General features: G+C 58.7%; 15 protein-coding genes. 10 read left to right on the top strand and 5 right to left on the bottom strand.

The annotated features are described in order from the left end of the window. The 3 genes from der to ACIQU2_RS08115 form a co-directional block, all read left to right on the top strand. The coding region (gene der, locus ACIQU2_RS08125) for a ribosome biogenesis GTPase Der (protein WP_403139906.1) at positions 1 to 1,363 on the top strand (1,363 nt) is incomplete at its 5' end. A gap of 122 nt (positions 1,364 to 1,485) precedes the next feature. Then, entirely contained in the window at positions 1,486 to 2,634 is a 1,149-nt protein-coding gene (locus ACIQU2_RS08120) for a pyridoxal phosphate-dependent aminotransferase (protein WP_403139905.1), read from the top strand. Then, positions 2,622 to 3,413, top strand: coding sequence for an amidohydrolase (locus ACIQU2_RS08115; protein WP_347803678.1), 792 nt, complete (start codon positions 2,622 to 2,624; stop codon positions 3,411 to 3,413). The genes ACIQU2_RS08120 and ACIQU2_RS08115 overlap by 13 nt, the downstream gene beginning before the upstream one ends. A 186-nt stretch (positions 3,414 to 3,599) precedes the next feature. On the opposite strand, the gene leuA is transcribed toward ACIQU2_RS08115, so the two are convergent. Continuing rightward, on the bottom strand, positions 3,600 to 5,279 hold the full coding sequence (leuA, locus tag ACIQU2_RS08110; RefSeq protein WP_033061480.1) for a 2-isopropylmalate synthase: 1,680 nt from the start codon (positions 5,277 to 5,279) through the stop codon (positions 3,600 to 3,602). A gap of 398 nt (positions 5,280 to 5,677) precedes the next feature. Here leuA and ACIQU2_RS08105 point away from each other — a divergent pair, with 398 nt between their 5' ends. Then, complete coding sequence (locus ACIQU2_RS08105; protein WP_403139902.1) at positions 5,678 to 6,034, top strand: hypothetical protein; 357 nt, start codon at positions 5,678 to 5,680, stop codon at positions 6,032 to 6,034. 120 nt (positions 6,035 to 6,154) lie between these two features. Here ACIQU2_RS08105 and ACIQU2_RS08100 read toward each other — a convergent pair whose 3' ends face one another. After that, on the bottom strand, positions 6,155 to 6,976 hold the full coding sequence (locus ACIQU2_RS08100; protein WP_403139900.1) for a peptidoglycan DD-metalloendopeptidase family protein: 822 nt from the start codon (positions 6,974 to 6,976) through the stop codon (positions 6,155 to 6,157). A gap of 3 nt (positions 6,977 to 6,979) precedes the next feature. Then, a complete protein-coding gene (gene xseA / locus ACIQU2_RS08095; RefSeq protein WP_033061484.1) occupies positions 6,980 to 8,359 on the bottom strand; it encodes an exodeoxyribonuclease VII large subunit in 1,380 nt (459 codons plus the stop codon). A 157-nt stretch (positions 8,360 to 8,516) separates the two neighbouring features. Here xseA and ACIQU2_RS08090 point away from each other — a divergent pair, with 157 nt between their 5' ends. The 4 genes from ACIQU2_RS08090 to guaA all read left to right on the top strand — a co-directional run bounded on the left by ACIQU2_RS08090 (position 8,517) and on the right by guaA (position 13,265). Next, a complete protein-coding gene (locus tag ACIQU2_RS08090; RefSeq protein ID WP_347803682.1) occupies positions 8,517 to 9,284 on the top strand; it encodes a sulfite exporter TauE/SafE family protein in 768 nt (255 codons plus the stop codon). A gap of 60 nt (positions 9,285 to 9,344) precedes the next feature. Then, the gene (locus tag ACIQU2_RS08085; RefSeq protein WP_056743212.1) at positions 9,345 to 9,893 is read left to right on the top strand and encodes a hypothetical protein; all 549 of its coding nucleotides are present in this window, start codon (positions 9,345 to 9,347) and stop codon (positions 9,891 to 9,893) included. A gap of 225 nt (positions 9,894 to 10,118) precedes the next feature. Further along, the gene (gene guaB, locus ACIQU2_RS08080; RefSeq protein WP_053123503.1) at positions 10,119 to 11,588 is read left to right on the top strand and encodes an IMP dehydrogenase; all 1,470 of its coding nucleotides are present in this window, start codon (positions 10,119 to 10,121) and stop codon (positions 11,586 to 11,588) included. Between the two features lie 99 nt (positions 11,589 to 11,687). Further along, complete coding sequence (guaA, locus tag ACIQU2_RS08075) at positions 11,688 to 13,265, top strand: glutamine-hydrolyzing GMP synthase (protein WP_347803684.1); 1,578 nt, start codon at positions 11,688 to 11,690, stop codon at positions 13,263 to 13,265. Positions 13,266 to 13,344: 79 nt separating this feature from the next. Here guaA and ACIQU2_RS08070 read toward each other — a convergent pair whose 3' ends face one another. Beyond that, positions 13,345 to 16,422, bottom strand: a complete 3,078-nt coding sequence (locus ACIQU2_RS08070) for a membrane-targeted effector domain-containing toxin (protein WP_403139897.1) — start codon at positions 16,420 to 16,422, stop codon at positions 13,345 to 13,347. Between the two features lie 47 nt (positions 16,423 to 16,469). After that, the gene (locus ACIQU2_RS08065) at positions 16,470 to 19,601 is read right to left on the bottom strand and encodes a membrane-targeted effector domain-containing toxin (protein WP_403139895.1); all 3,132 of its coding nucleotides are present in this window, start codon (positions 19,599 to 19,601) and stop codon (positions 16,470 to 16,472) included. A gap of 247 nt (positions 19,602 to 19,848) precedes the next feature. Between ACIQU2_RS08065 and ACIQU2_RS08060 the strand changes: the two genes are divergently transcribed. Further along, positions 19,849 to 21,225 (top strand): multicopper oxidase family protein, encoded by a 1,377-nt coding sequence (locus ACIQU2_RS08060; protein ID WP_347803692.1) that lies wholly within the window; start codon positions 19,849 to 19,851, stop codon positions 21,223 to 21,225. After that, entirely contained in the window at positions 21,225 to 21,722 is a 498-nt protein-coding gene (gene tadA / locus ACIQU2_RS08055; RefSeq protein WP_403139893.1) for a tRNA adenosine(34) deaminase TadA, read from the top strand. Before ACIQU2_RS08060 ends, tadA begins: the two co-directional genes overlap by 1 nt. The last annotated feature ends 82 nt before the right edge of the window (positions 21,723 to 21,804 follow it).

The raw sequence follows: 21,804 nt of genomic DNA, 5'->3' as shown, positions 1-21,804 counted from the left end.
GACCCGTGATCGCCACTCCGGTGAGGCCAAGGGGCAAGGGCGTTCCTCCATTCTGGTCGACACCGGCGGTATCTCCGGTGACGAGCACGGTATGGACGAAAAAATGGCCGAGCAGTCGCTGCTGGCCATTGAAGAAGCGGATGTCGTTCTGTTCCTGGTAGATGCCAAGGCCGGTTTCACCGCCGCCGACCAGATGATCGCCGAGCATTTGCGCAAACGTAACAAGCGTTCTTACGTGGTTGCCAACAAGGTCGACAACATCGACCCTGAAATGGCCCGCGCCGAATTCGCCCCGTTGGGCATGGGCCACGCGATCCCGATCGCCGGTGCTCATGGTCGTGGCATCACCCAGATGCTGGAAATCGCCCTCAGCGACTTCCCGAAAGACGAAGAAGAGCCTGAAGACGGCGAAGAAGAGATCGTTGCCGAAGGCGAGGAAGCCAAGCGCATTCCTGGCCCGAGCGAAAAAGACGGTATCAAGATCGCAATCATTGGCCGTCCGAACGTCGGCAAGTCGACCCTGGTCAACCGCATGCTCGGTGAAGACCGGGTGATCGTGTATGACGAACCCGGCACCACCCGCGACAGCATCTACATCCCGTTCGAGCGTAACGACGAGAAGTACACGCTGATCGACACCGCTGGTGTGCGCAAGCGCGGCAAGATCCACGAAGAAGTCGAAAAATTCTCCGTGGTCAAAACCCTGCAAGCGATCAAAGACGCCAACGTGGTGATCTTCGTAATGGACGCCCGCGAAGGCGTGGTGGACCACGACCTCAACCTGCTGGGCTTTGCCCTGGAAGCGGGTCGTGCATTGGTTATCGCGATCAACAAGTGGGACGGCATGACGCCGAGTGAGCGCGACTTCGTGAAGGTCGAGCTGCAACGTCGACTGTTCTTCGTCGACTTCGCCGACATCCACTTCATCTCGGCCCTGCACGGCACGGGCGTGGGCAACCTCTACGCCTCCGTACAGAACTCGTTCAAGTCCGCGGTTACCCGCTGGCCAACCAACCGCCTGACCCAGATTCTGGAAGATGCGGTCGGTGAGCACGCGCCACCGATGGTCAACAACCGCCGGATCAAGCTGCGTTATGCCCACTTGGGTGGTGCCAACCCGCCGATTATCGTGATTCACGGTAACCAGATCGAGAAAGTGCCGAAGTCTTACGTGCGGTATCTGGAAAACACTTACCGTCGTGTCTTGAAGCTGGTCGGTACGCCGATCCGCATCGAGTTCAAGGGCGGCGAGAACCCGTACGAAAGCAAAAAGAACTCGCTCACTGACCGTCAGGTCAACAAGAAGCGTCGCATGATGTCGCACCACAAGAAAGCCGATAAAAAGCGCCGCGACAAGCGCTGATTCAGGTTTTTTCCGTGGAATGAAGAGGGCGCCAATGGCGCCCTTTTTCATGCCTGTCGTTTGGGCTATCCTCGGGCTCTCCCGCGCCGCCGTAGAGCCGGGTGTAGAGCAGGGAATCACCGATGATCACCAGTAAGCTGCCGAATGTCGGCATCACTATCTTCACTCAGATGTCTCAGCTCGCGGCGCAAACCGGGGCGCTGAACCTGTCCCAGGGTTTTCCCGACTTCGATGCCCCGCAGGCCCTGTGCGATGCGGTCGGTCGGCATATCGCCAATGGCCACAACCAGTATTCGCCGATGACCGGCCTTCCGGTATTACGTCAGCAGATTGCGGCGAAGATCGCCCGCAGCTACGGCGTCAATGTGGATGCCGACCATGAAGTGACAGTCACGCCCGGTGCAACCCAGGCGATCTTCTGCGCCATTCAAGCGGTTATCCACCGCGGCGACGAAGTGATCGTCTTCGATCCGGCCTACGACAGTTATGAGCCTTCGGTGGAGCTGGCCGGTGGTCGTTGCGTTCATGTGCAGTTGGGCCTGAATGACTTCGCCATCGACTTTCAGAAGCTGGGTGAAGCCATTACACCGCGCACGAGGATGATCATCCTCAACACCCCACATAACCCAAGCGGTGCACTGATCAGTCGTGCCGAACTGGATCAGCTGGCGGCGTTGATTCGCGACCGCGACATCTATGTCATCAGCGATGAGGTCTACGAACACCTGGTGTTCGATGGTGTACCCCACGTCAGCGTGCTGAATCACGAAGAGCTGTATCAGCGTGCATTCGTGGTCAGCTCCTTCGGCAAGACTTATCACGTCACTGGCTGGAAAACCGGCTACGTGGTCGCACCGCCGGCCCTCACCGCCGAGCTGCGCAAGGTTCACCAATACGTCAGTTTCTGCGGCGTAACACCGCTGCAATATGCCTTGGCCGACTACATGGCCGAACACCCGGAACACATCGAAGAGCTGCCGGCGTTCTATCAGGCCAAGCGCGATCTGTTCTGCGATCTTCTGACGCCGTCGCGCTTGAGCTTCACCCGAGTGGCCGGCACGTATTTCCAATTGGTCGATTACTCGCAGATTCGCCCGGACCTCAATGATGTCGAGATGGCGTTGTGGATGACCCGCGAACATGGCGTGGCGAGCATCCCGATCTCGGTGCTCTACCAGACGCCGCCCGAAGGCCAGCGCCTGGTGCGCCTGTGCTTCGCCAAACGCGAGGAGACCCTGCGTGAAGCAGCGGCAAAACTATGCGTGATCTGAGTGCGCTACCCAATCTGAACATCGCGCTGATCCAGACCTCCCTGGCCTGGCACGATCGTCAGGCCAATCTGGAGCATTTCGAGCCGTTGCTGGAACAGGCTCGCGGCGCTGACCTGATCATCCTGCCGGAGATGTTCACCACCGGTTTCTCGATGGAGTCCGAGACCCTCGCCGAGTCGGAAAACGGTCCCACCAGCAAATGGCTGCGGGTTCAGGCGGCGAAACTGGATGCGGTGATCACCGGCAGTGTGATCGTCCAGGCGGCTGACGGCAGCCATCGCAATCGCCTGTTGTGGGCGCGGCCGGACGGGGAGGTGTGGCACTACGACAAGCGCCATCTGTTCCGCATGGCCGGCGAGCATAACCACTTCACCCCCGGCGAGCGTCAGGTGCAGTTCGAACTCAAGGGCTGGCGAGTGCGGCCGCTGATTTGCTACGACCTGCGCTTCCCGGTCTGGAGCCGCGATGCTCAGGACACCGATTTGCTGCTGTACACCGCCAACTGGCCGGGGGCACGGCGTCAGCACTGGAACCGTTTACTGCCAGCGCGGGCGATCGAAAACCTTTGCTACGTGGCGGCGGTGAATCGCATTGGTACTGACGGCAAAGGCTTCGCGTATACCGGCGACAGTCAGGTGCTGGACTTCCAAGGTGAAACCTTGCTTAGCGCAGGCGAAGCTGACGGAGTGTTCAAGGTTGTTCTGGACGCGGCGGAACTGGCGGCGTATCGCACGCGGTTTCCGGCGAATCTGGATGCGGATACCTTTGAGTTCACCTGAGATTTCGGTTGCCTGAACCGGCCCCTTCGCGAGCAGGCTCGCTCCCACATTGTCCGTGTTTACACCATTCAATTGTGGGAGCGAGCCTGCTCGCGAAGGGGGCATAACAGGCACTACAAAAATTGCAGGCAAACAAAAAGGCCCCTAGGTTTTCAGCCCGGGGCCTTTTGCATTGCAGCGGAGAACTTACGCCGCTTTCGCTTCCGGCTGGCTCAGGGAGCGGTTGAGCGCGCTGAACAGGGCCTTGAAGCTCGCGGTGGTGATGTTTTCATCGATACCAACGCCATGCACCGCACGCTCGCCGTTCACGCGCAGTTCAATGTAGGCCGCCGCCTTGGCATTGGTGCCCGCGCCGATCGCGTGTTCGTTGTAGTCCATGATCTCAACCGGAATCGGCAGACCGGCCACCAGCGCTTCCAGGGCACCGTTGCCCTTGCCGCGCCAGTGCAGGTTGGTTTCGCCCTGACCTTTACCCGAGACTTCCACTTCCACGGCGCTGTGACCGTTTTCTTCCTGCAGGCGATGGCTGACCAGCGCATACGGGGTGTTGGCCTGCAAATACTCGCTGTGCAGCAGTGCGTGGATCTGTTGGGCGGTCATCTCCAGGCCGAGGCGATCGGTTTCACGCTGCACAACCTGGCTGAACTCGATCTGCATGCGACGCGGCAAGCTGATGCCGTATTCCTGTTCCAGCAGGTAAGCGATACCGCCCTTGCCCGACTGGCTGTTGACGCGGATCACCGCCTCGTAGCTGCGGCCGATGTCGGCCGGGTCGATCGGCAAGTACGGCACTTCCCACAGGGCGTCCGGTTTTTGCTGGGCGAAGCCCTTGCGGATGGCATCCTGGTGGGAGCCGGAGAACGCGGTGTGAACCAGGTCGCCGACGTACGGGTGGCGTGGGTGCACCTGGATCTGGTTGCATTCTTCGACAACTTTGCGCACGCCGTCGATGTCGGAGAAGTCCAGTTCAGGGTGAATGCCCTGGGTGTAGAGGTTCAACGCCACGGTGACCAGGTCGACGTTACCGGTACGCTCGCCGTTGCCGAACAGGCAGCCTTCGACACGGTCGGCGCCGGCCATCAGGCCCAGTTCGGTAGCCGCAACGCCCGTGCCACGGTCGTTGTGGGTGTGCAGGCTGATGATCACGCTGTCACGACGGTTGATGTGACGGCCGAACCATTCGATCTGGTCGGCATAGATGTTCGGGGTCGCGCATTCGACGGTGGCTGGCAGGTTGAGAATCACCTTGTGCTCAGGCGTCGGGTTCCAGACTTCGATGACTGCGTCGCAGACTTCTTTGGCGAACTCGAGCTCGGTGGCGCTGAAGGTTTCTGGCGAGTATTCGAAGGTCCACTCGGTGTTTGGCTGCTGGGCGGCATATTTGACGAACAGCTTGGCCGCGTTCACGGCGATGGCCTTGACCCCTTCCTTGTCCTGGTTGAAGACAATGCGACGGAAGGAGGGGGAGGTGGCGTTGTACAGGTGAACGATGGCTTTCTTCGCCCCGCGCAGGGATTCGAAGGTGCGCTCGATCAAATCTTCACGGCCCTGGGTCAGCACTTGAATGGTGGTGTCGTCCGGGATGTGGTTGCCTTCGATCAGGGTACGCACGAAGTCGAAGTCGGTTTGCGAAGCCGCCGGGAACGACGCTTCGATTTCTTTAACGCCGACCGACACCAGGGTTTTCCAGAAACGCAGCTTCTTGACCGCGTCCATTGGTTCGATCAGCGACTGGTTACCATCACGAAGGTCCGAGCTGCACCAGATCGGCGCGGCGGTAATGGTCTTCGACGGCCAGGTGCGGTCCGGGATGTCGATGGTCGGGAACGCGCGGTATTTCGAAGACGGGTCTTTGAGCATGCTCATCGGGAAATCCTTATTGTGTGGGCCGAAAAAAGGCGGCCTGCCGGTGGATCAAATGTTCTGGGGATAAAGGGTAGGACGAGGCACCGCGATTCAGCCTGGCAGTCGTGCACTGACAAGGCACAGGCTGCGGTGCTGGCGAAGCTGAATGAGGGTGTGAGAGGTTTTCATGCCTTCAACCCTAACCGCGAGGGTGAAGGATGGCAAGCGGTCGAAAAAAATTGAGAGGAATCCTCGAAAAGTCATGGGTATCGAGATTTTATTGCGGTGAACGGTGGTGATTGTTTTTATGTTTGCGCGAGGTTTGAGCGATGCGCAATTGAAGGCTTTCCGAGATGGAGCGTGTCAGCGCGGCTATTCTTAAAGCCTCACCAAGGACTACTGGCAGGCAGGAGTCGGCAATGAACGAGTCGGATTGGAAGCTTTATAGCGCACTGCGTCCGTTGGCCCATGAGCGAATGTGCGTGCGGATCATGGAGGAGGTCGAGCGTACGGTGCTGGATAAAAGCCTGGTGCCTTATGAGCGGATAGAAGCCAGCGAAGAACTGCTGAAGGCCGGGCAAAAAGAGCTTTATTGGGCGTTTGGCGTTTTCAGGTTCTCACGCCATGAGGCCCGCTCTCACTTGCTGGGGTTGTGTGCCCGCGAGCTGATCACGCCTGAAGAATTGACGGGTTTCTCGGAGGAAACGCAGGCCTGGGTCAAACACTGTCTGGCAGACCGGGAAGTCCATGGGATTGAGGACCTGGACGCGGAATAAGCGGCGTCGGTGATATCGCCTTCGCGAGCAGGCTCGCTCCCACATTTAATCTTTGCCGCACCGTAGATCAACTGTGGGAGCGAGCCTGCTCGCGAAGAGGCCATCAGCCACAAAAACTATTCAAGGTTGAAATGCACCTATAAAGATAGCCGGATCCACCCGCGCATCATTCAGGCTGACGTTCCAGTGCATATGCGGCCCGGTCGCGCGCCCGGTGGAACCGACTTTCCCGACCACTCCACCACGGGCCAATTGCTGGCCCACCTTCACGTCAATTTTCGACATGTGGCAGAACATGCTGATAAAGCCCTGTCCGTGATCAACAAACACCGTGTTGCCGTTGAAAAAGTAGTTACCGATCAAGATCACCTTGCCGGCAGCCGGGGTCTTGATCGGCGTACCGGCAGGCACGGCGAAGTCCAGGCCGGAGTGAGGATTACGCTCCTCACCATTAAAGAACCGGCGCACGCCGAACTTGCTCGACAGCGGGCCGTTGACCGGTTTGTCCAGCAACAGGTTGCTCGGGGTGTTTGGGCTGAAGCTGCTGTAAGCCTGGATCTGTTCGGCCAACTCACCCTCGATGCGCTTGAGATTCTCCGGGTTCGGATTGACCTGCTGCGTGTTCTTCAAGGTGATGTGCTGTTCCGGGTATTTCTTGTTACCCACGTTGAAATTTAGAGTGCGACCGCCACTGCTGACCTGCTGCGTGCCCGGTTTAACCGTCAGCGGCACGCCGACAATCGCCAGCCAGTTGTTCTGTTCCTTGACCACCAGCACCGGTTTGCCCTGATAACTGGCCTTCGGCGCCTGCACCGAGGCGCCCAGATCCACCACAGCTACGCCGCCCGGCACCGGTTTGTTCAACAGGCGGGTGATGTAACTGTCGGCGTGGGCATTGAAGGTCAGGCACAGCAACAGCAGCGGAGCTAAAAAACGCGGCATGGATCAATCCAGTAAAGAAAGGGTGACAGGCGTCAGGTGATTGTCTTCGACCCGCACTTGCAGTTCGCCTTCGCCAAGTCTGGCTTTCAGGCGCTGACCGTTGTGGGTTTGCGCGGCGTTGCGGATCGCGTTGCCGCGTTCGTCCAGCAAAATGCTGTAGCCACGGCCAAGGGTCGCCAAAGGGCTGACCACATGCAGCGTCTGCATCTGGCTTTGCAGTTGCAGGCGACGGGATTTGAGCCCTTCGCGCATGGCACGGGGCAGGCGTTCGGCAAGGCTGTCGAGGCGCTGACGGAGCATGGCCAGTTGCCGTCCCGGATGTTGCCCGGCGAGGCGTGTTTCCAGACGGATCAACCGTTCGCGACGGGTATTGAGGCTGCGTTCGAACGCGCGGCGCATGCGCATGTCCAGATCATCCAGGCGTTGCGCTTGCTGGCGCAGACGTTCGCCGGGATGGCGCAAGCGGCGGGACATGCCTTCCAGGCGCAGTCGATCACGCATCAAGCGGTCGCGGATACGCATCACCAGCCGTCGATGCAGGCTTTCGACCCGGCGGACCAGGTCACTGGAATCCGGCGCGAGCAGTTCGGCGGCGGCGGACGGCGTCGGGGCACGGACGTCGGCCACGAAGTCGCTGATCGATACGTCGGTTTCATGGCCGACGGCGCTGACAATCGGCGTCACGCAGGCATCCACGGCGCGGGCCACGGCTTCTTCGTTGAAGCACCAGAGGTCTTCCAGCGAGCCGCCGCCACGGGCCAGGATCAACGCATCGAAACCGCGGGCGTCCGCCAGTTTCAATGCGCGCACAATCTGCGCAGTGGCTTCGCGGCCCTGCACGGCAGTGGGGATCAACGTGAGTTGAATCTGCGGCGCACGGCGCCGGAATACGCTGATGATGTCGCGAATCACCGCGCCGGTGGGCGAGCTGATAATGCCGATGCGTTGCGGATGCGCTGGCAGCGGCACTTTGCGCTCGGCGCTGAACAGGCCTTCGGCGCTGAGTTTTTCCTTCAACGCATCGAAGGCCAGACGCAGCGCACCGTCACCGGCCGGCTCCACGGTATCGAGGATCAACTGATAGTCGCCACGGCCCTCGAACAGCGAAACCTTGCCGCGGACCTTCACCGCCAGGCCATCCTTCAATGCCTGACGCACCCGCGCCGCGTTCTGCCGGAACAGTGCGCAACGTACCTGGGCACCGCTGTCCTTGAGGGTGAAATACACGTGGCCGGACGCCGGGCGGGCGAGGTTGGAGATTTCGCCTTCGACCCAGATGTTGCTGAACACGTCTTCGAGCAACACCCGCGCGCGGCCGTTGAGCTGGCTGACAGTCAGTACTTCACGGTCCAGGCCGAGTCTTGCAAAGGGATCTTTAATCATGGGGCGCATGATAAAGGCAATGCGTTCCACCTGACACCCCGCACACTTGTAGGAGCTGCCGAAGGCTGCGATCTTTTGACCTTGATTTTTAAGATCAAAAGATCGCAGCCTGCGGCAGCTCCTACGGTGATCAACGGTAATCAGGGAAGACGTGCAGATGAACGTGCTTGAGTTGTTGAGCCAATGGCCCTTCGGCGCTACGGATTGGCTGGTAATCGCGTTGGGCATTGCCCTGGCCTACATCGTGTTCGGTATTGCCGGTTTCGGCACTGCGTTGGTGGCGGGGCCGATATTGATCCTGTTCATGCCGCTGTCGAAAATCGTGCCGCTATTGGTGCTGCTGGATTTCGTCGCGGCGTTCGGCAATCTGCTGCCTTCGCGACGGGATGTGGCGAAGCCTGAGTTGTTGCGGCTGCTGCCGTGCATGGCGGTGGGCTGCACGCTGGGGGTTATTTTTCTACTGAATCTGAAATCCGATGTGTTGTTGCTGTTGATGGGGCTGTTTATCAGCACCTACGCGATTTACAGCTTGTGGGTCAAAACCCGTCCGACACAATTGTCCGCCGGTTGGGCCGTGCCGATGGGCACGGTGGGCGGGATGTTCGGGGCATTGTTTGGCAGTGGCGGCTTTTTATATGCGATCTATTTGAACAGTCGCCTGCCCAAAGAGGCAGCCCGGGCGACCCAGAGTGCGCTGATCAGTTGCAGCACCGTGGTGCGCTTGAGCCTGTTTGCTGTCGCGGGTGTGTATGCCGAGCTACCCTTGTTGGTATTGGCGCTGTGTTTATTGCCGGCCATGACATTGGGGCTGTGGATCGGCCGGCGGTTGACCATGAGATTGTCCCGCGAGGCGTTTGTGCGGCTGGTGACCTGGTTGGTGTTGGCCAGCGGAATTGCCTTGATCGGACGTTATTTGAGTGCTTGACCTCTGAAGCCGGGTGCTTATGCTGCCGGGCTTCGTTAAAGCGTTGCAGCAGGCCGCACCATGAATTCGCAAAGCATTATTGTCCCGAAAATCTCCACACTGCCGGTGCACGAACCCCGGGCGCGGGCGGTCGTGCGTTGGCTGGTGCGCAAGAACATCATTAAAGAAGAACTGACCACCTGCGGCCGCACTGGCAACCGCATGGCTCATGCCATCGGCGACGGTGCCCGCGCTGTAGTGCTGCATCCTGAAGCGCTGCCGTTCGGCGAACCGATCAATGGCCTGGAGATCATCACCAAGCGCTGCATCTATACGCCGGCCAAGGGTTTCCTTGAAGAGGCGGGCTGCGCCGAGTGCCGCAAGGAAGTCGGCGAAGCGCTGTTCGACAGCCTGGAAGACTGGATGCCGGGGCGCACCGATAACTTCACTTGTCCGGAGTGCGGGCATGAAGATGACATCAATGGGTTTCTTTTCCTGCAGGAATGCGGCTTTTCCAACCTGGGCTTTATCTTCAACAACTGGGCCGAGGCCGGGTTCAAGCAGAGCTTTATCGACGAATTTGCCGATTGGCTGGATCAGCCTGTCAGTTGGGTGAAAGTCGAACTGTGAATGCGATACCCGTGTAGGAGTTGCCGAAGGCTGCGATCTTTTGATCTTGAAATTTTTAGCCTCGCCGAAAATCAAGATCAAAAGATCGCAGCCTTCGGCAGCTCCTACGCGGCAATAACCCCCGTATATCAGTAATGCTAATAATAGACAGAGTTTTACATTGAACCCGAGGGGGTGTCTGACTATAATGGCGCGCTTCCATTTTCCCGCTCGGGAGCCCCCGCGATGCTGCGTATCAGCCAAGAAGCTCTGACATTCGACGACATTCTCCTAGTGCCTGGTTATTCCGAGGTGCTTCCTAACGAAGTCAGTCTCAAGACCCGCCTAACCCGTGGCATCGAGCTGAATATTCCTCTGGTTTCTGCCGCCATGGACACCGTTACTGAAGCCCGTCTGGCAATTGCCATGGCTCAGGAAGGTGGCATCGGCATTATCCACAAGAACATGACCATCGAGCAGCAAGCTGCCGAAGTGCGCAAGGTCAAGCGTTACGAAGCCGGCGTGGTCAAGGACCCGATCACCATCGAGGCTGACGCCACGGTTCGTGAACTGTTCGAACTGACCCGCCTGCACAACATTTCCGGCGTTCCCGTGCTGCACGATGGCGACCTGGTCGGTATCGTCACTTCCCGTGACGTGCGCTTCGAAAACCGTCTGGAAGCCACTGTCCGTGAAGTGATGACGCCTAAAGAGCGTCTGGTCACGGTCAAGGAAGGCGCCGACAAGAACGACGTCCGCGAGTTGTTGCACAAAAACCGTATCGAACGCGTGCTGATCGTCGACGACAAATTCGCCCTCAAAGGCATGATGACCGTCAACGACATCGAAAAAGCCAAGGCATACCCGCTGGCCAGCAAGGACGACCAAGGTCGTCTGCGTGTTGGCGCTGCTGTCGGTACCGGTAAAGACACCGGTGATCGCGTAGCTGCCCTGGTCAATGCCGGCGTTGACGTGGTGGTGGTCGACACCGCTCACGGTCACTCCAAAGGTGTGATCGACCGCGTTCGCTGGGTCAAACAGAATTTCCCTGAAGTGCAGGTCATCGGTGGCAACATCGCCACCGGCGCTGCCGCCAAGGCTTTGGCCGAAGCAGGCGCCGATGCAGTCAAGGTCGGTATCGGCCCGGGCTCGATCTGCACCACCCGCATCGTCGCCGGTGTAGGCGTCCCGCAAATCAGCGCCATCGCCAACGTCGCCGCTGCCCTTGAAGGCACTGGCGTTCCGTTGATCGCCGACGGCGGCATCCGTTTCTCCGGTGACCTGTCCAAGGCCATCGTTGCCGGTGCTTCCTGCGTGATGATGGGCTCGATGTTCGCCGGTACTGAAGAAGCGCCGGGCGAGATCGAACTGTTCCAGGGTCGTTCGTACAAGGCTTACCGCGGCATGGGCTCGCTGGGCGCCATGTCCCAGGCTCAAGGCTCCTCCGACCGTTATTTCCAGGACTCCTCGGCAGGCGCCGAGAAGCTTGTACCTGAAGGTATCGAAGGGCGTGTTCCTTACAAGGGCACCCTGAGCGCCATCATCCATCAACTGATGGGCGGCCTGCGTTCCTCGATGGGTTACACCGGCAGTGCCGACATCGAAGAAATGCGCACCAAGCCTGAGTTCGTGCGGATCACCGGCGCTGGCATGGCCGAATCCCATGTTCACGACGTGCAAATCACCAAAGAAGCGCCAAACTACCGCGTAGGTTGAGCCTTCCAGCAAAAAGTTAAGTAACCGGGGCTGTTTTATTCAGCCCCGAGTTGTTTCTGAATCACGACTGTTTCTGAATTACTTAGACGAGACTGAATCATGGCCCTCGACATTCACGCTCACCGCATCCTGATCCTCGACTTCGGTTCCCAGTACACCCAGCTGATTGCCCGCCGCGTGCGTGAAATCGGCGTGTACTGCGAACTGCATCCGTTCGATATGGATGAAGACGCGATTCGCGAATTCGCTCCAAAAGGCGTCATTCTCGCCGGCGGCCCCGAGTCCGTGCACGTAGCCGACAGCCCGCGCTGCCCGCAAGCGGTGTTTGACCTGGGCGTACCGGTCTTCGGTATCTGCTACGGCATGCAGACCATGGCTGAACAGCTGGGTGGCAAGGTTGAAGGTTCCGAACTGCGTGAGTTCGGTTACGCCCGTGTCGACGTGGTCGGCAAGAGCCGTCTGCTCGACGGCATCGAAGACCACATCGACGCCGACGGCCTGTTCGGCCTCGACGTGTGGATGAGCCACGGTGACAAAGTCACCAAGATGCCGCAGGAATTCCACATCCTGGCCAGCACCCCAAGCTGCCCGATCGCTGGCATGTTCGACGATGCTCGTGGCTACTACGGCGTGCAGTTCCATCCGGAAGTGACCCACACCAAGCAGGGCGGTCGCATCCTCTCGCGCTTTATCCTCGACATCTGCGGCTGCGAAGCCTTGTGGACGCCTTCGAAGATTGCTGAAGACGCCATCGCCAACATTCGCGCCCAGGTCGGTACTGACAACGTGCTGCTCGGCCTGTCCGGCGGTGTGGACTCCTCGGTGGTTGCCGCGCTGCTGCACAAAGCCATCGGCGACCAGTTGACCTGCGTCTTCGTCGACAACGGCCTGCTGCGTCTGCACGAAGGCGAGCAAGTGATGGCCATGTTTGCTGAGAACATGGGCGTCAAGGTGATTCGCGCCAATGCTGCCGACCAGTTCCTCGATAACCTGGCAGGCGAGTCGGACCCCGAGAAGAAGCGCAAGATCATCGGCCGTACGTTCATCGACGTGTTTGACGCCGAATCCTGCAAGCTGGACAACATCAAGTACCTGGCCCAAGGCACCATCTACCCGGACGTGATCGAGTCGGCTGGCGCCAAAAGCGGCAAGGCCCACGTGATCAAGTCGCACCACAACGTGGGTGGCCTGCCGGAAGAAATGAACCTCAAGCTGGTTGAACCCCTGCGCGAGCTGTTCAAGGACGAAGTCCGTCGTCTGGGCCTGGAACTGGGTCTGCCGTACGACATGGTCTACCGCCACCCGTTCCCGGGCCCGGGCCTGGGCGTGCGGATCCTCGGTGAAGTGAAGAAGGAATACGCCGACCTGCTGCGTCGCGCCGACCACATCTTCATCGAAGAACTGCGCAAGGCCGACTGGTACCACAAGGTCAGCCAGGCATTCGTGGTGTTCCAGCCGGTGAAATCGGTTGGCGTTGTAGGCGATGGCCGTCGTTACGCCTGGGTAGTTGCCCTGCGTGCCGTGGAAACCATCGACTTCATGACCGCTCGTTGGGCGCACCTGCCTTACGAACTGCTGGAAACTGTTTCCGGCCGGATCATCAACGAAATCGAAGGCATCTCCCGCGTCACCTACGACGTGTCGAGCAAGCCGCCAGCGACGATTGAGTGGGAATAATCCCGCGCTAGCCTTGATGGCTTGATCGCAGGTAACTGAAAAGGCCGTGTGAACACTGTTCACACGGCCTTTTTGCGTTTTAGACGCCGGGTAGTCGGACGGGGGTCATGCCCATTCTGTGCAGCGCTGAACTCAAGGCGTCGGGGGTTTGAAAGCGTCGGCCGTTGATCTGCCAGGCATCCCGTTCGACGTAGTACCCATCTGCATCATGCTTGATGGGCGTTCGAACGAGTTTGCCACGGGTGATGATGCCGTTACTGGTGATGACTCTGTTGGTGAGGGTTCTGCTGCGGTGAACCAGAAAGGGTTCACCGGTGCTGGTGCTGAGGGTGTACGTGCCCGGCCTGGGCAGGCCATCCTCCAGCCTTTGCGCCAGGATCACGCTTTTCGGCGTCGGGATTTGCAGCAATAAGTCATTTTTGGCAAAACGGGCCGCGTGCCCCGGGCGCGGCTCGTCGGTCACCCCAGGGTCGACCTTGATACCGCCGAGCTCGTCCGGGCCTACGCTTTCAATACGCAGCCCGATGCTGCCTTCAAGCTCGCTGATTCCCGCCACGCCGTCATAGGTATTGGCGTGGCTGTTCCCGACCAACGCCACCCAGCGATGCGCGCCTCTGGCTGTCTGGTCGGCGCCGATGACTTGTCGGGCGAAAAAATTCATCATTTTTTGCCGAAAATTAATACCTGCCCCTGCAATACCGGTGCTGCGGTAACTGGCCAGGCAGTCGATGGCCTGAACGCGTATGTTGTTTTTTTGCGCTGTCCTGACCACCTGCTCAAAGGTGAATTGTTCGCTGGGGTCAGTCGAAAAACCTGCGTCAAGGTCCTTGAGGTAGCTTTCCAGGTCCTCGGACATCACACCGGTGCGGTTGAAAACGTCCAGGTCGGCCTGATGGAAATCAGTCAGCAGATGCTCCATGTACAGGGTTTTGACCTTTTGTTTGCGCAGCAGGCTCATGTTTTCGACCAGAAACTGTTTGCTGCCCACGCTGGAGTGACTTTCGCCGATGACCAGGCTCTGTGACCGCTTGAAAAGGGTCTTGATGATGTCCTTGAACTTTGCATTCGGGATGAAGGATGGAATGTTTGGCCTGGGTGGCAGTTGTGGTTGCGGTAGCGAATAGAAGCTCACGGCGTCGGCGTGCAGCGTTCGGCGCAGTCTTTTGAAGGCTTTCAGTTCATCGTCCGTACTGTTTGGATTGACAAAGCCGTCCTTCAAATCCCCTTTCATGGCCGTCCCGTTGGCCGCACGTTTGAGGGCGGGCTTGATGTCCTGTGGAACATCGTATGCAGTCGCCGGAGCATCGAAATCCGGGAGTGGCGGCTCGGCTCTGGAAAACAATTCGGTAAACCAGCCACCACCGGCCAGACCGGGGCGTGTAACGGGGATCCATTCACCGGCTTCGTTCAGGCGCACGGGTATGTTGCGGTAGAAAGAGTAAGGGTTGACCGGGTCAATGATTACCCAAGTCTTCAGTTCGTTGCTGTATCGCACCAGGTAGTAACTGTCATTAAAGGTGATGTAGTTACCCCCGGCCGTGGGTTGATAAATGCCCTTGAACTTACCTTCGGTACTGACCGCAGATTCGCCGTCGAGCACCTCATTGGTTTCAAATGGACCCAGTATCTGGGTGTCGGTCGGGCCAGGAGCGACGGGTTCGACGGGGAGGGTGGGGGGCGTCGCCACGGCTGTCTCCGTCTCCTGTTCGGAGGTGAGCATCTCTTCTGCCTCTGCTGTCTCTGCGAATTCGGCGGCCTGCGCAAGCTCTGCTGCACCGCGCAAAAACGGCAGATTGAACAAGGTATTCACGCTGCCCAGAATGGCGGCAGTGACAGCCGCCTTGCGTTCCATTGGAGTAGTGCCGTTGATGGCCTGGTCGATTTGCAGCCCGACATTGGCGATTCCGGCGCCGATGACAACCAGCGCTGCCGGCCATGCGAGGGCGGCCATCGGCCCGAAGGTGTGGTTGAAGGCATTGAGATAGCCGATCCACAGCTTTTTTCTGATGTCGCCGTTGGAGTGCAGCAGGAAGTTCGCGTCGCTGAGCATGCGCTCATGGGTGGACTGGCTCAGATGGGTGAACGCATCACCGGCAATTTTCTCGCCACGGTAGTGGAGCAAATGATGGTCCGCGACTTCATATTCGCCGGGTAAAACTTCATAGGCATGGGTGAGGCCGATGTTTTCAGTTTCTGTCTCCTCAAACGCGTGGATGATCAAGCCAATACCGGTGAAGTTGGCGAGTTTGTGTCCCAGCGAAGTGGGCTTTTCCTGAAGAATGTCCCGCTCTTCCTGTTTGAAGTGCATGAGCAGGCGTTCGCGGCCTTCGGCATCTTTGACCTCATTGGCCAGCCATTCGTGTAACTCCTCGACCTTGTTAAAGCAGTGAAAACCTCTGGGTTCGCCTGGAACGTAGAGAATGTTCAGGTCACTGTCGTCAGTGATGCTGAGGATGTCCGTCGACACGAATTGATCAACACAAAATTTCCGAATGGATAAACCGCTACCCGTTGGTGCCTCGTCCATCAGCATTTGCCGGGTGAGTGGTCGGCTCACATTGTTGGCGACGGCGCGCAGTACCAGCTTGAATTGCTCAGGGGCCAAGTGGCCGTTTTCATAGTCTTCAATCGCCCTGGCGATAAAAGTGCACTTGGCCAACGCGCGGAAGTTGGCGCCATGCTTTTCCCAAAACGTCGCGATGGCGGTCTTGTAGCGGTCGCTGAAGTTGATGTCCCAGAAGGCTTTCAGCGCATCCCTGGCGTGCAGGCGAATCTCGTTGGTTTCATCGTAGTTTCCGGCATTGCCGTCGGCGCGATAGAAACCGCTGTCAGCATCCAGCAGGTCGGCGTTGTCCTGGTCGTGGACACTGAAACGCTGCATGACCAGTTGCGGGAAGGTCATCGATTCTCTGGGCTTTTCAAGCATGTGCTGCCAACCGGTAAAGGTCTTCGAGCTGCTTTGCGCGGCACGGAAACGGTGCCAGTAGACCTTGTCGGGTTCGATGTCGGTGATGTGGTGCTGAACGAGAATGTCTTTGGCGACCTGATACGCCATGGCGTACATATCGGGACAATCGGCAATCAGATCGGGGATCAGGGCCTGGAGCGCCAAGGCATCGGCGGCGTCGGGCAGGAATGTGTCTTGAGTATCGTCCATGATGTTTTCCTTGGATTAAGTGAGCGCAATTGCAGCTACAAAACGGGTCAAGTGGGAATGCGCGTTGCCAGTCTCAGGCCTGAGTTGTTGAGTGAGCGCGACAGCGCGTCAATGCTGGGGAAAGACACGCCGTTTTGCGGCCAGGAGGGCCGATGTACTACATAGTCGCCATTGACTAGTCGCTGGACGGGCGTACGGGTGATCTGTTTTTCTCTGTTTTGGTGGAACAGGGTGTAGTCGCCTGCGTTCTTTTCGAACAGGTACTTGCCGGGTACATTGAGAAGCTTTTCCGTTTGCCGCTCAGTTCTGATTACCGGTGGTGCTTCAATTTGTAGGCGAAGGTCTGCGTGAAACATCTCGGAAGTACCGCGCATTGTTTCGTGCTGGAGGATGGGGCCACGATCAATCTCGATACCGGGATCCAGGGTAATGCCCAGGCTTTGGCCTGGATCGACCTCTTCTATACGCAAGCCGATCCCCCCGCGCAGCTCACTGATGCCTGCCATCCCCCGGAAGGTATTGGTATTTTCCACTCCCGTTAAAACCACCCATTTCCCAGGATGGTTCAACGTGGTGTCAGCCTGCATGATCTGGTTCGTCAGGCTGTTGCTCATCATTTGCTCTTCAATCAGCCGGTCGGGGATTGGTTTTTTAAGCGTTACCGAGTTATCGATTGCCTGGACCCGGATGTTGTTTTGTTTTGCGCTCTTGATCAGTTCCAGTTCGTTGAAACGTCCGGCAGGGTCCTGACCGATACTGATCAGGTAGTTTTTCAGATCTTTGGACATGTTCCCCGATTCGAAAAAGCTGTTCAGATCCTGCTGGGCAAAATCGCTGAGCAAGCCTCGCATGTAAATCGTGTTCACCCCCCGTTGAGCGAACTCGTGCATGTTTTCAATCATGAAGCGCAGGCTGGTAATGCGGTCCAGGGTTTCACCCACGACCAACCCATGGGTCACCTCGAACACTCGCTTAATCAGTTCGGCAATGCTCATGGGCTCGTCGACGGTAAATAACGTTGGCCGAGGTGGCAGTTCGCTCCACTTCAACTCATTGAAGAACCGCCCGGCGTCGCGCCTCAGATCCGCTAGTTTGCGGCTGAAGTAACGTGCGTAAGAGTCTTCTACTGTGAGCATGTTGTTAATGCGCATCACGCGCACATGAGTGGGTTGCTGATTCAAAGCCCACCCTCGGAGCTGTCGCCTGAATTGAGGATCCGCATCGTATGGCGTTTCCAGGGTGCGAAGGCGCGCCGGTGCGCGGGCTGCTGCCGAGGTACCTGCCTGTGGTTGAGGTGCTGCCCCATCGGAGGTGTTTGCTGTTTGCGCGGAATCGCCGCTGCTCGGTCCGGGTTTCGGTGTCGCCGGTTTGGAGAGGTTTTTACCACCACCCCTCAAACCGCCGCGCAAGATCATTTCCCACTCGTTTTCTTCATTCAGGCGAACTGGAATGTTGCGGTAAAACGAATAGGGATTGGTTGGGTCGATGATTGCCCAGCACTTCAGTTGGTTGTTGTAGTTCACCTGGAAAACACGATCGTCCATGGCAATGTAATTGCCGCCGCCATTGGGTTGATAGATACCCTTGTACTGACCGTCGTCACTGACCGGGAAATAACCGTCAAGCACCTCATTGGTGTCAAACGGGGCGAGGATCTGGGCGTCGGTCGGACCCGCTTCGACGATCGGCACCGGCAGCCCGGGTGGTGGCGTCAGTTCAGTTTCTGTCTTGGTCGCAAGCGCCTCTTGCGTCTCGGCGGACTCTCCAAGTTCGGCAGCGTCTGCCAGTTCAGCGGCACCCCACAGGAATGGCAAATTGAACAGGACTTCCACACTGCCAAATATTGCAGCAGTGACGGCGGCCTTGCGCTCCATCGGAGTGGGGGCGTTGATGGCCTGGTCGATCTGCAACCCGACATTGGCGATGCCTGCACCGATAACCACCAGCGCCGCCGGCCATGCGAGTGCGGCCATTGGCCCGAAGGTGTGGTTGAAGGCGTTGAGATAGCCAATCCATAGTTTTTTCCTGATCTCGCCATTGGAGCGCAGGAGGAAATTGGCGTCGCTGAGCATGCGCTCGTGGGTGGACTGACTGAGATGGCTGAACGCATCACCGACGATTTTTTCGCCTCGGTAGTGCAGCAAATGATAATCCGCGACGTCATGTTCGCCGGGCAAAACGTCATAGGCATGGGTGAGGCCGACGTTATCAATCGGCGTTTCTTCGAACGCGTGAATGATCAGGCCAATGCCGGTGAAGTTGGCGAGCTTGTGCCCCAGCGAGGTCGGCCGCTCCTGAAGAATGTCGCGCTCTTGCTGTTTGAAGTGCATGAACATGCGTTCACGGCCTTCGGCGTCCTTGACCTCATCGACCAGCCATTGGTGCAACTCCTCGACCTTGTTAAAGCAGTAAAACCCCCTGGGTTCTCCCGGAAGGTAGAGGATGTTCAGGTCGTGCTCGTCGGTAAAGCTGAGGATGTCCGTCGACACGAATTGATCGATGCAGAATTTGCGGATGGCTAGACCGTTACCCGCTGGCGCCTCGTCCATCAGCATTTGCCGGGTGAGTGGCCGGCTCACATTGCCGACGACAGCCCTTAGCACGGTAGTGAAGTGTTCGCGGGTCAGGTGTCCCTTCTCATAGTCGTCGATGGCCTTGGAGATAAAGGTGCACTTGGCCAGTGCGCGGAAGTTGGCGCTGTGTTTTTCCCAGAACGTCGCGACGGCGGTCTTGTAGCGGTCGCTGAAGTTGATGTTCCAGAAGGCTTTCAGCGCATCCCTGGCGTGCAGCCGGACTTCGTTGGTTTCGTCGTAGTTTTCGGCATTGCCATCGGCGCAATAGAAGCCGCTGTCGGCGTCCAGAAGGTCGGCGTTGTCCTGGTCGTGCACACTGAAACGCTGCATGACCAGTTGCGGGAAGGTCATCGACTCCCTGGGTTTTTCAAACACGTGTTGCCAACCGGTAAAGGTCTTCGAGCTGCTTTGCGCGGCGCGGAATCGGTGCCAGTAGACCTTGTCGGGCTCGATGTCGGTGATGTTGTGCTGGAGCAGAATATCTTTGGCGACCTGATACGCCATGGCGTACATATCGGGGCAGTCGGCGACCAGGCCGGGGATCAGGGCGTGGAGCGCCAATACGTCGGTGGCGTCGGGCACGAATGTGTCGTTGGAATCGTCCATGATTCTCTCTTTGAAAGCGGGTGGAAGGTCGCTCACTATCTCAAGAAAGCTCAGCTCGATCTGTAGGCCGTCGGGACGATAGCCGTGGCTGCTTGCGCAGGCGTTGAGTAGGACATCGAGCCTTGTCAGGTAGTCCTCGTTCTGCGGCCCATGGTCGCGCTGCTCTTACTGTTTCGCAGTTGCAGGTGTATCGTATTCGCCTTTTGCGGGCTCAGGCCTGCCGCTTTCAAGTGAGGTAGTCGCGTTCATGTCCTTTACCCGTCGCCAAATCCTCGGTGGCCTGGCCGGTCTTGTTGTCGTTGGTGTCGGAGCGGGGGGCGCGTCGCGGTACTGGTTGGGCAAGATGGCCGACGCCGACGCGGGCCACGACTATGAGCTGATCGCCGCACCGCTGGACGTCGAACTGGTAGCCGGGCACAAAACCGAAGCCTGGGCCTTCGGCCCGTCGGCGCCGGGTACCGAGTTGCGCGTGCGTCAGGGCGAATGGCTGCGGGTACGTTTCATCAACCACCTGCCGGTGGCGACCACCATTCACTGGCACGGCATTCGCCTGCCGCTGGAAATGGACGGCGTGCCCTACGTCTCGCAGCTTCCAGTGCTGCCGGGCGAATACTTCGACTACAAATTCCGCGTGCCCGACGCCGGCAGCTACTGGTATCACCCGCATGTGAACAGCAGCGAAGAACTCGGCCGCGGGCTGGTCGGCCCGTTGATCATCGAAGAGCGCGAGCCTACCGGTTTCAAGTACGAGAAGACCTTGAGCCTCAAGAGCTGGCACGTCGATGAAGAGGGCGCTTTTGTCGCGTTCAGCATTCCTCGCGAAGCGGCCCGTGGTGGCACGGCGGGGCGCCTGTCGACCATCAATGGCGTCGCGCAAGCGGTGATCGAGTTGCCCGCCGGGCAGATCACCCGGGTGCGCCTGCTCAACCTCGATAACACCCTGACCTACCGACTCAACATCCCTGGCGTCGAAGCGCAGATCTACGCGCTGGACGGTAACCCCATCGAGCCGCGGCCACTCGGCAAGGAATACTGGCTTGGCCCGGGCATGCGTATCTGCCTGGCGATCAAGGCACCGCCGGCCGGTGAAGAACTGTCCCTGCGTAATGGCCCGGTACGACTGGGCACGTTCCGTTCGGTGGCGAACACCGATGCACCGACCAAGTGGCCGCCCGCGCTGCCCGCCAACCCGGTGGCCGAGCCGGATCTGGCCAATGCGGAGAAACTCAACTTCAATTTCGAATGGGTAGGCTCAGTGTCGGTGAACGTCGACAATGGCAAGCCGCCGAGCCTGTGGCAGATCAACGGCAAGGCCTGGGACATCACCGACAAAACCTGCGCCGACCGCCCGATTGCCAAGCTTGAGAAGGGCAAGAGCTACATTTTCGAATTGAAAAACATGACTCAGTATCAACACCCGATTCATCTACACGGGATGAGCTTCAAGGTCATCGCCTCGAACCGGCACAAGGTCATACCGTACTTCACTGACACCTACTTGCTGGGCAAGAACGAACGTGCGCAAGTGGCGCTGGTGGCGGATAACCCAGGGATCTGGATGTTCCACTGTCACGTGATCGATCACATGGAAACCGGCCTGATGGCCGCCATTGAGGTGGCCTGATGCGTCAGATACGTCCTGCAGTGATCATCGACCGCAGCCGTGACCGTGACTTCATGCGCGAAGCCCTGACCCTGGCCGCCCAGGGTGCGGCGCTCGGTGAAGTGCCGGTGGGCGCGGTGCTGGTGCAGGACGGTGAAATCATCGGTCGGGGTTTCAACTGCCCGATCAGCGGCAATGACCCGAGTGCTCACGCCGAGATGGTCGCGATCCGCGCTGCCGCGTTGGCCGCCAGCAACTATCGTCTGCCCGGCAGCACGCTGTACGTAACGCTTGAGCCGTGCAGCATGTGCGCCGGGCTGATCGTGCATTCGCGGATTGCGCGGGTGGTGTATGGGGCGCTGGAGCCGAAGGCCGGGATTGTGCAAAGTCAGGGGCAGTTTTTTACCCAGGCTTTTTTGAATCACCGGGTGTTGTACGAAGGCGGAGTGTTGGCCGAGGAGTGCGGGGCGATGCTGAGCGAGTTCTTCAAGGCCCGAAGAGCCAAACCAGCAGACTAAACACCGATACCTGTGGGAGCGGGCTTGCCCGCGATTGCGGACTTACATTCAACATCGTCGTTGGCTGAAAGGACGCCATCGC

Source organism: Pseudomonas sp. NPDC098740 (assembly GCF_044760065.1).
In the GTDB taxonomy this organism is placed as follows: domain Bacteria; phylum Pseudomonadota; class Gammaproteobacteria; order Pseudomonadales; family Pseudomonadaceae; genus Aquipseudomonas; species Aquipseudomonas rossensis.
This window is presented reverse-complemented; position numbering and strand designations above follow the sequence as displayed.

Coding starts and splice junctions, on each gene's coding strand:
- xseA (WP_033061484.1), bottom strand. CDS start 8,359: ATGATTAAAGATCCCTTTGCAAGACTCGGCCTGGACCGTGAAGTACTG.
- ACIQU2_RS08120 (WP_403139905.1), top strand. CDS start 1,486: ATGATCACCAGTAAGCTGCCGAATGTCGGCATCACTATCTTCACTCAG.
- ACIQU2_RS08085 (WP_056743212.1), top strand. CDS start 9,345: ATGAATTCGCAAAGCATTATTGTCCCGAAAATCTCCACACTGCCGGTG.
- guaB (WP_053123503.1), top strand. CDS start 10,119: ATGCTGCGTATCAGCCAAGAAGCTCTGACATTCGACGACATTCTCCTA.
- ACIQU2_RS08065 (WP_403139895.1), bottom strand. CDS start 19,601: ATGGACGATTCCAACGACACATTCGTGCCCGACGCCACCGACGTATTG.
- guaA (WP_347803684.1), top strand. CDS start 11,688: ATGGCCCTCGACATTCACGCTCACCGCATCCTGATCCTCGACTTCGGT.
- ACIQU2_RS08100 (WP_403139900.1), bottom strand. CDS start 6,976: ATGCCGCGTTTTTTAGCTCCGCTGCTGTTGCTGTGCCTGACCTTCAAT.
- ACIQU2_RS08090 (WP_347803682.1), top strand. CDS start 8,517: ATGAACGTGCTTGAGTTGTTGAGCCAATGGCCCTTCGGCGCTACGGAT.
- tadA (WP_403139893.1), top strand. CDS start 21,225: ATGCGTCAGATACGTCCTGCAGTGATCATCGACCGCAGCCGTGACCGT.
- ACIQU2_RS08070 (WP_403139897.1), bottom strand. CDS start 16,422: ATGGACGATACTCAAGACACATTCCTGCCCGACGCCGCCGATGCCTTG.
- ACIQU2_RS08115 (WP_347803678.1), top strand. CDS start 2,622: ATGCGTGATCTGAGTGCGCTACCCAATCTGAACATCGCGCTGATCCAG.
- ACIQU2_RS08060 (WP_347803692.1), top strand. CDS start 19,849: ATGTCCTTTACCCGTCGCCAAATCCTCGGTGGCCTGGCCGGTCTTGTT.
- leuA (WP_033061480.1), bottom strand. CDS start 5,279: ATGAGCATGCTCAAAGACCCGTCTTCGAAATACCGCGCGTTCCCGACC.
- ACIQU2_RS08105 (WP_403139902.1), top strand. CDS start 5,678: ATGAACGAGTCGGATTGGAAGCTTTATAGCGCACTGCGTCCGTTGGCC.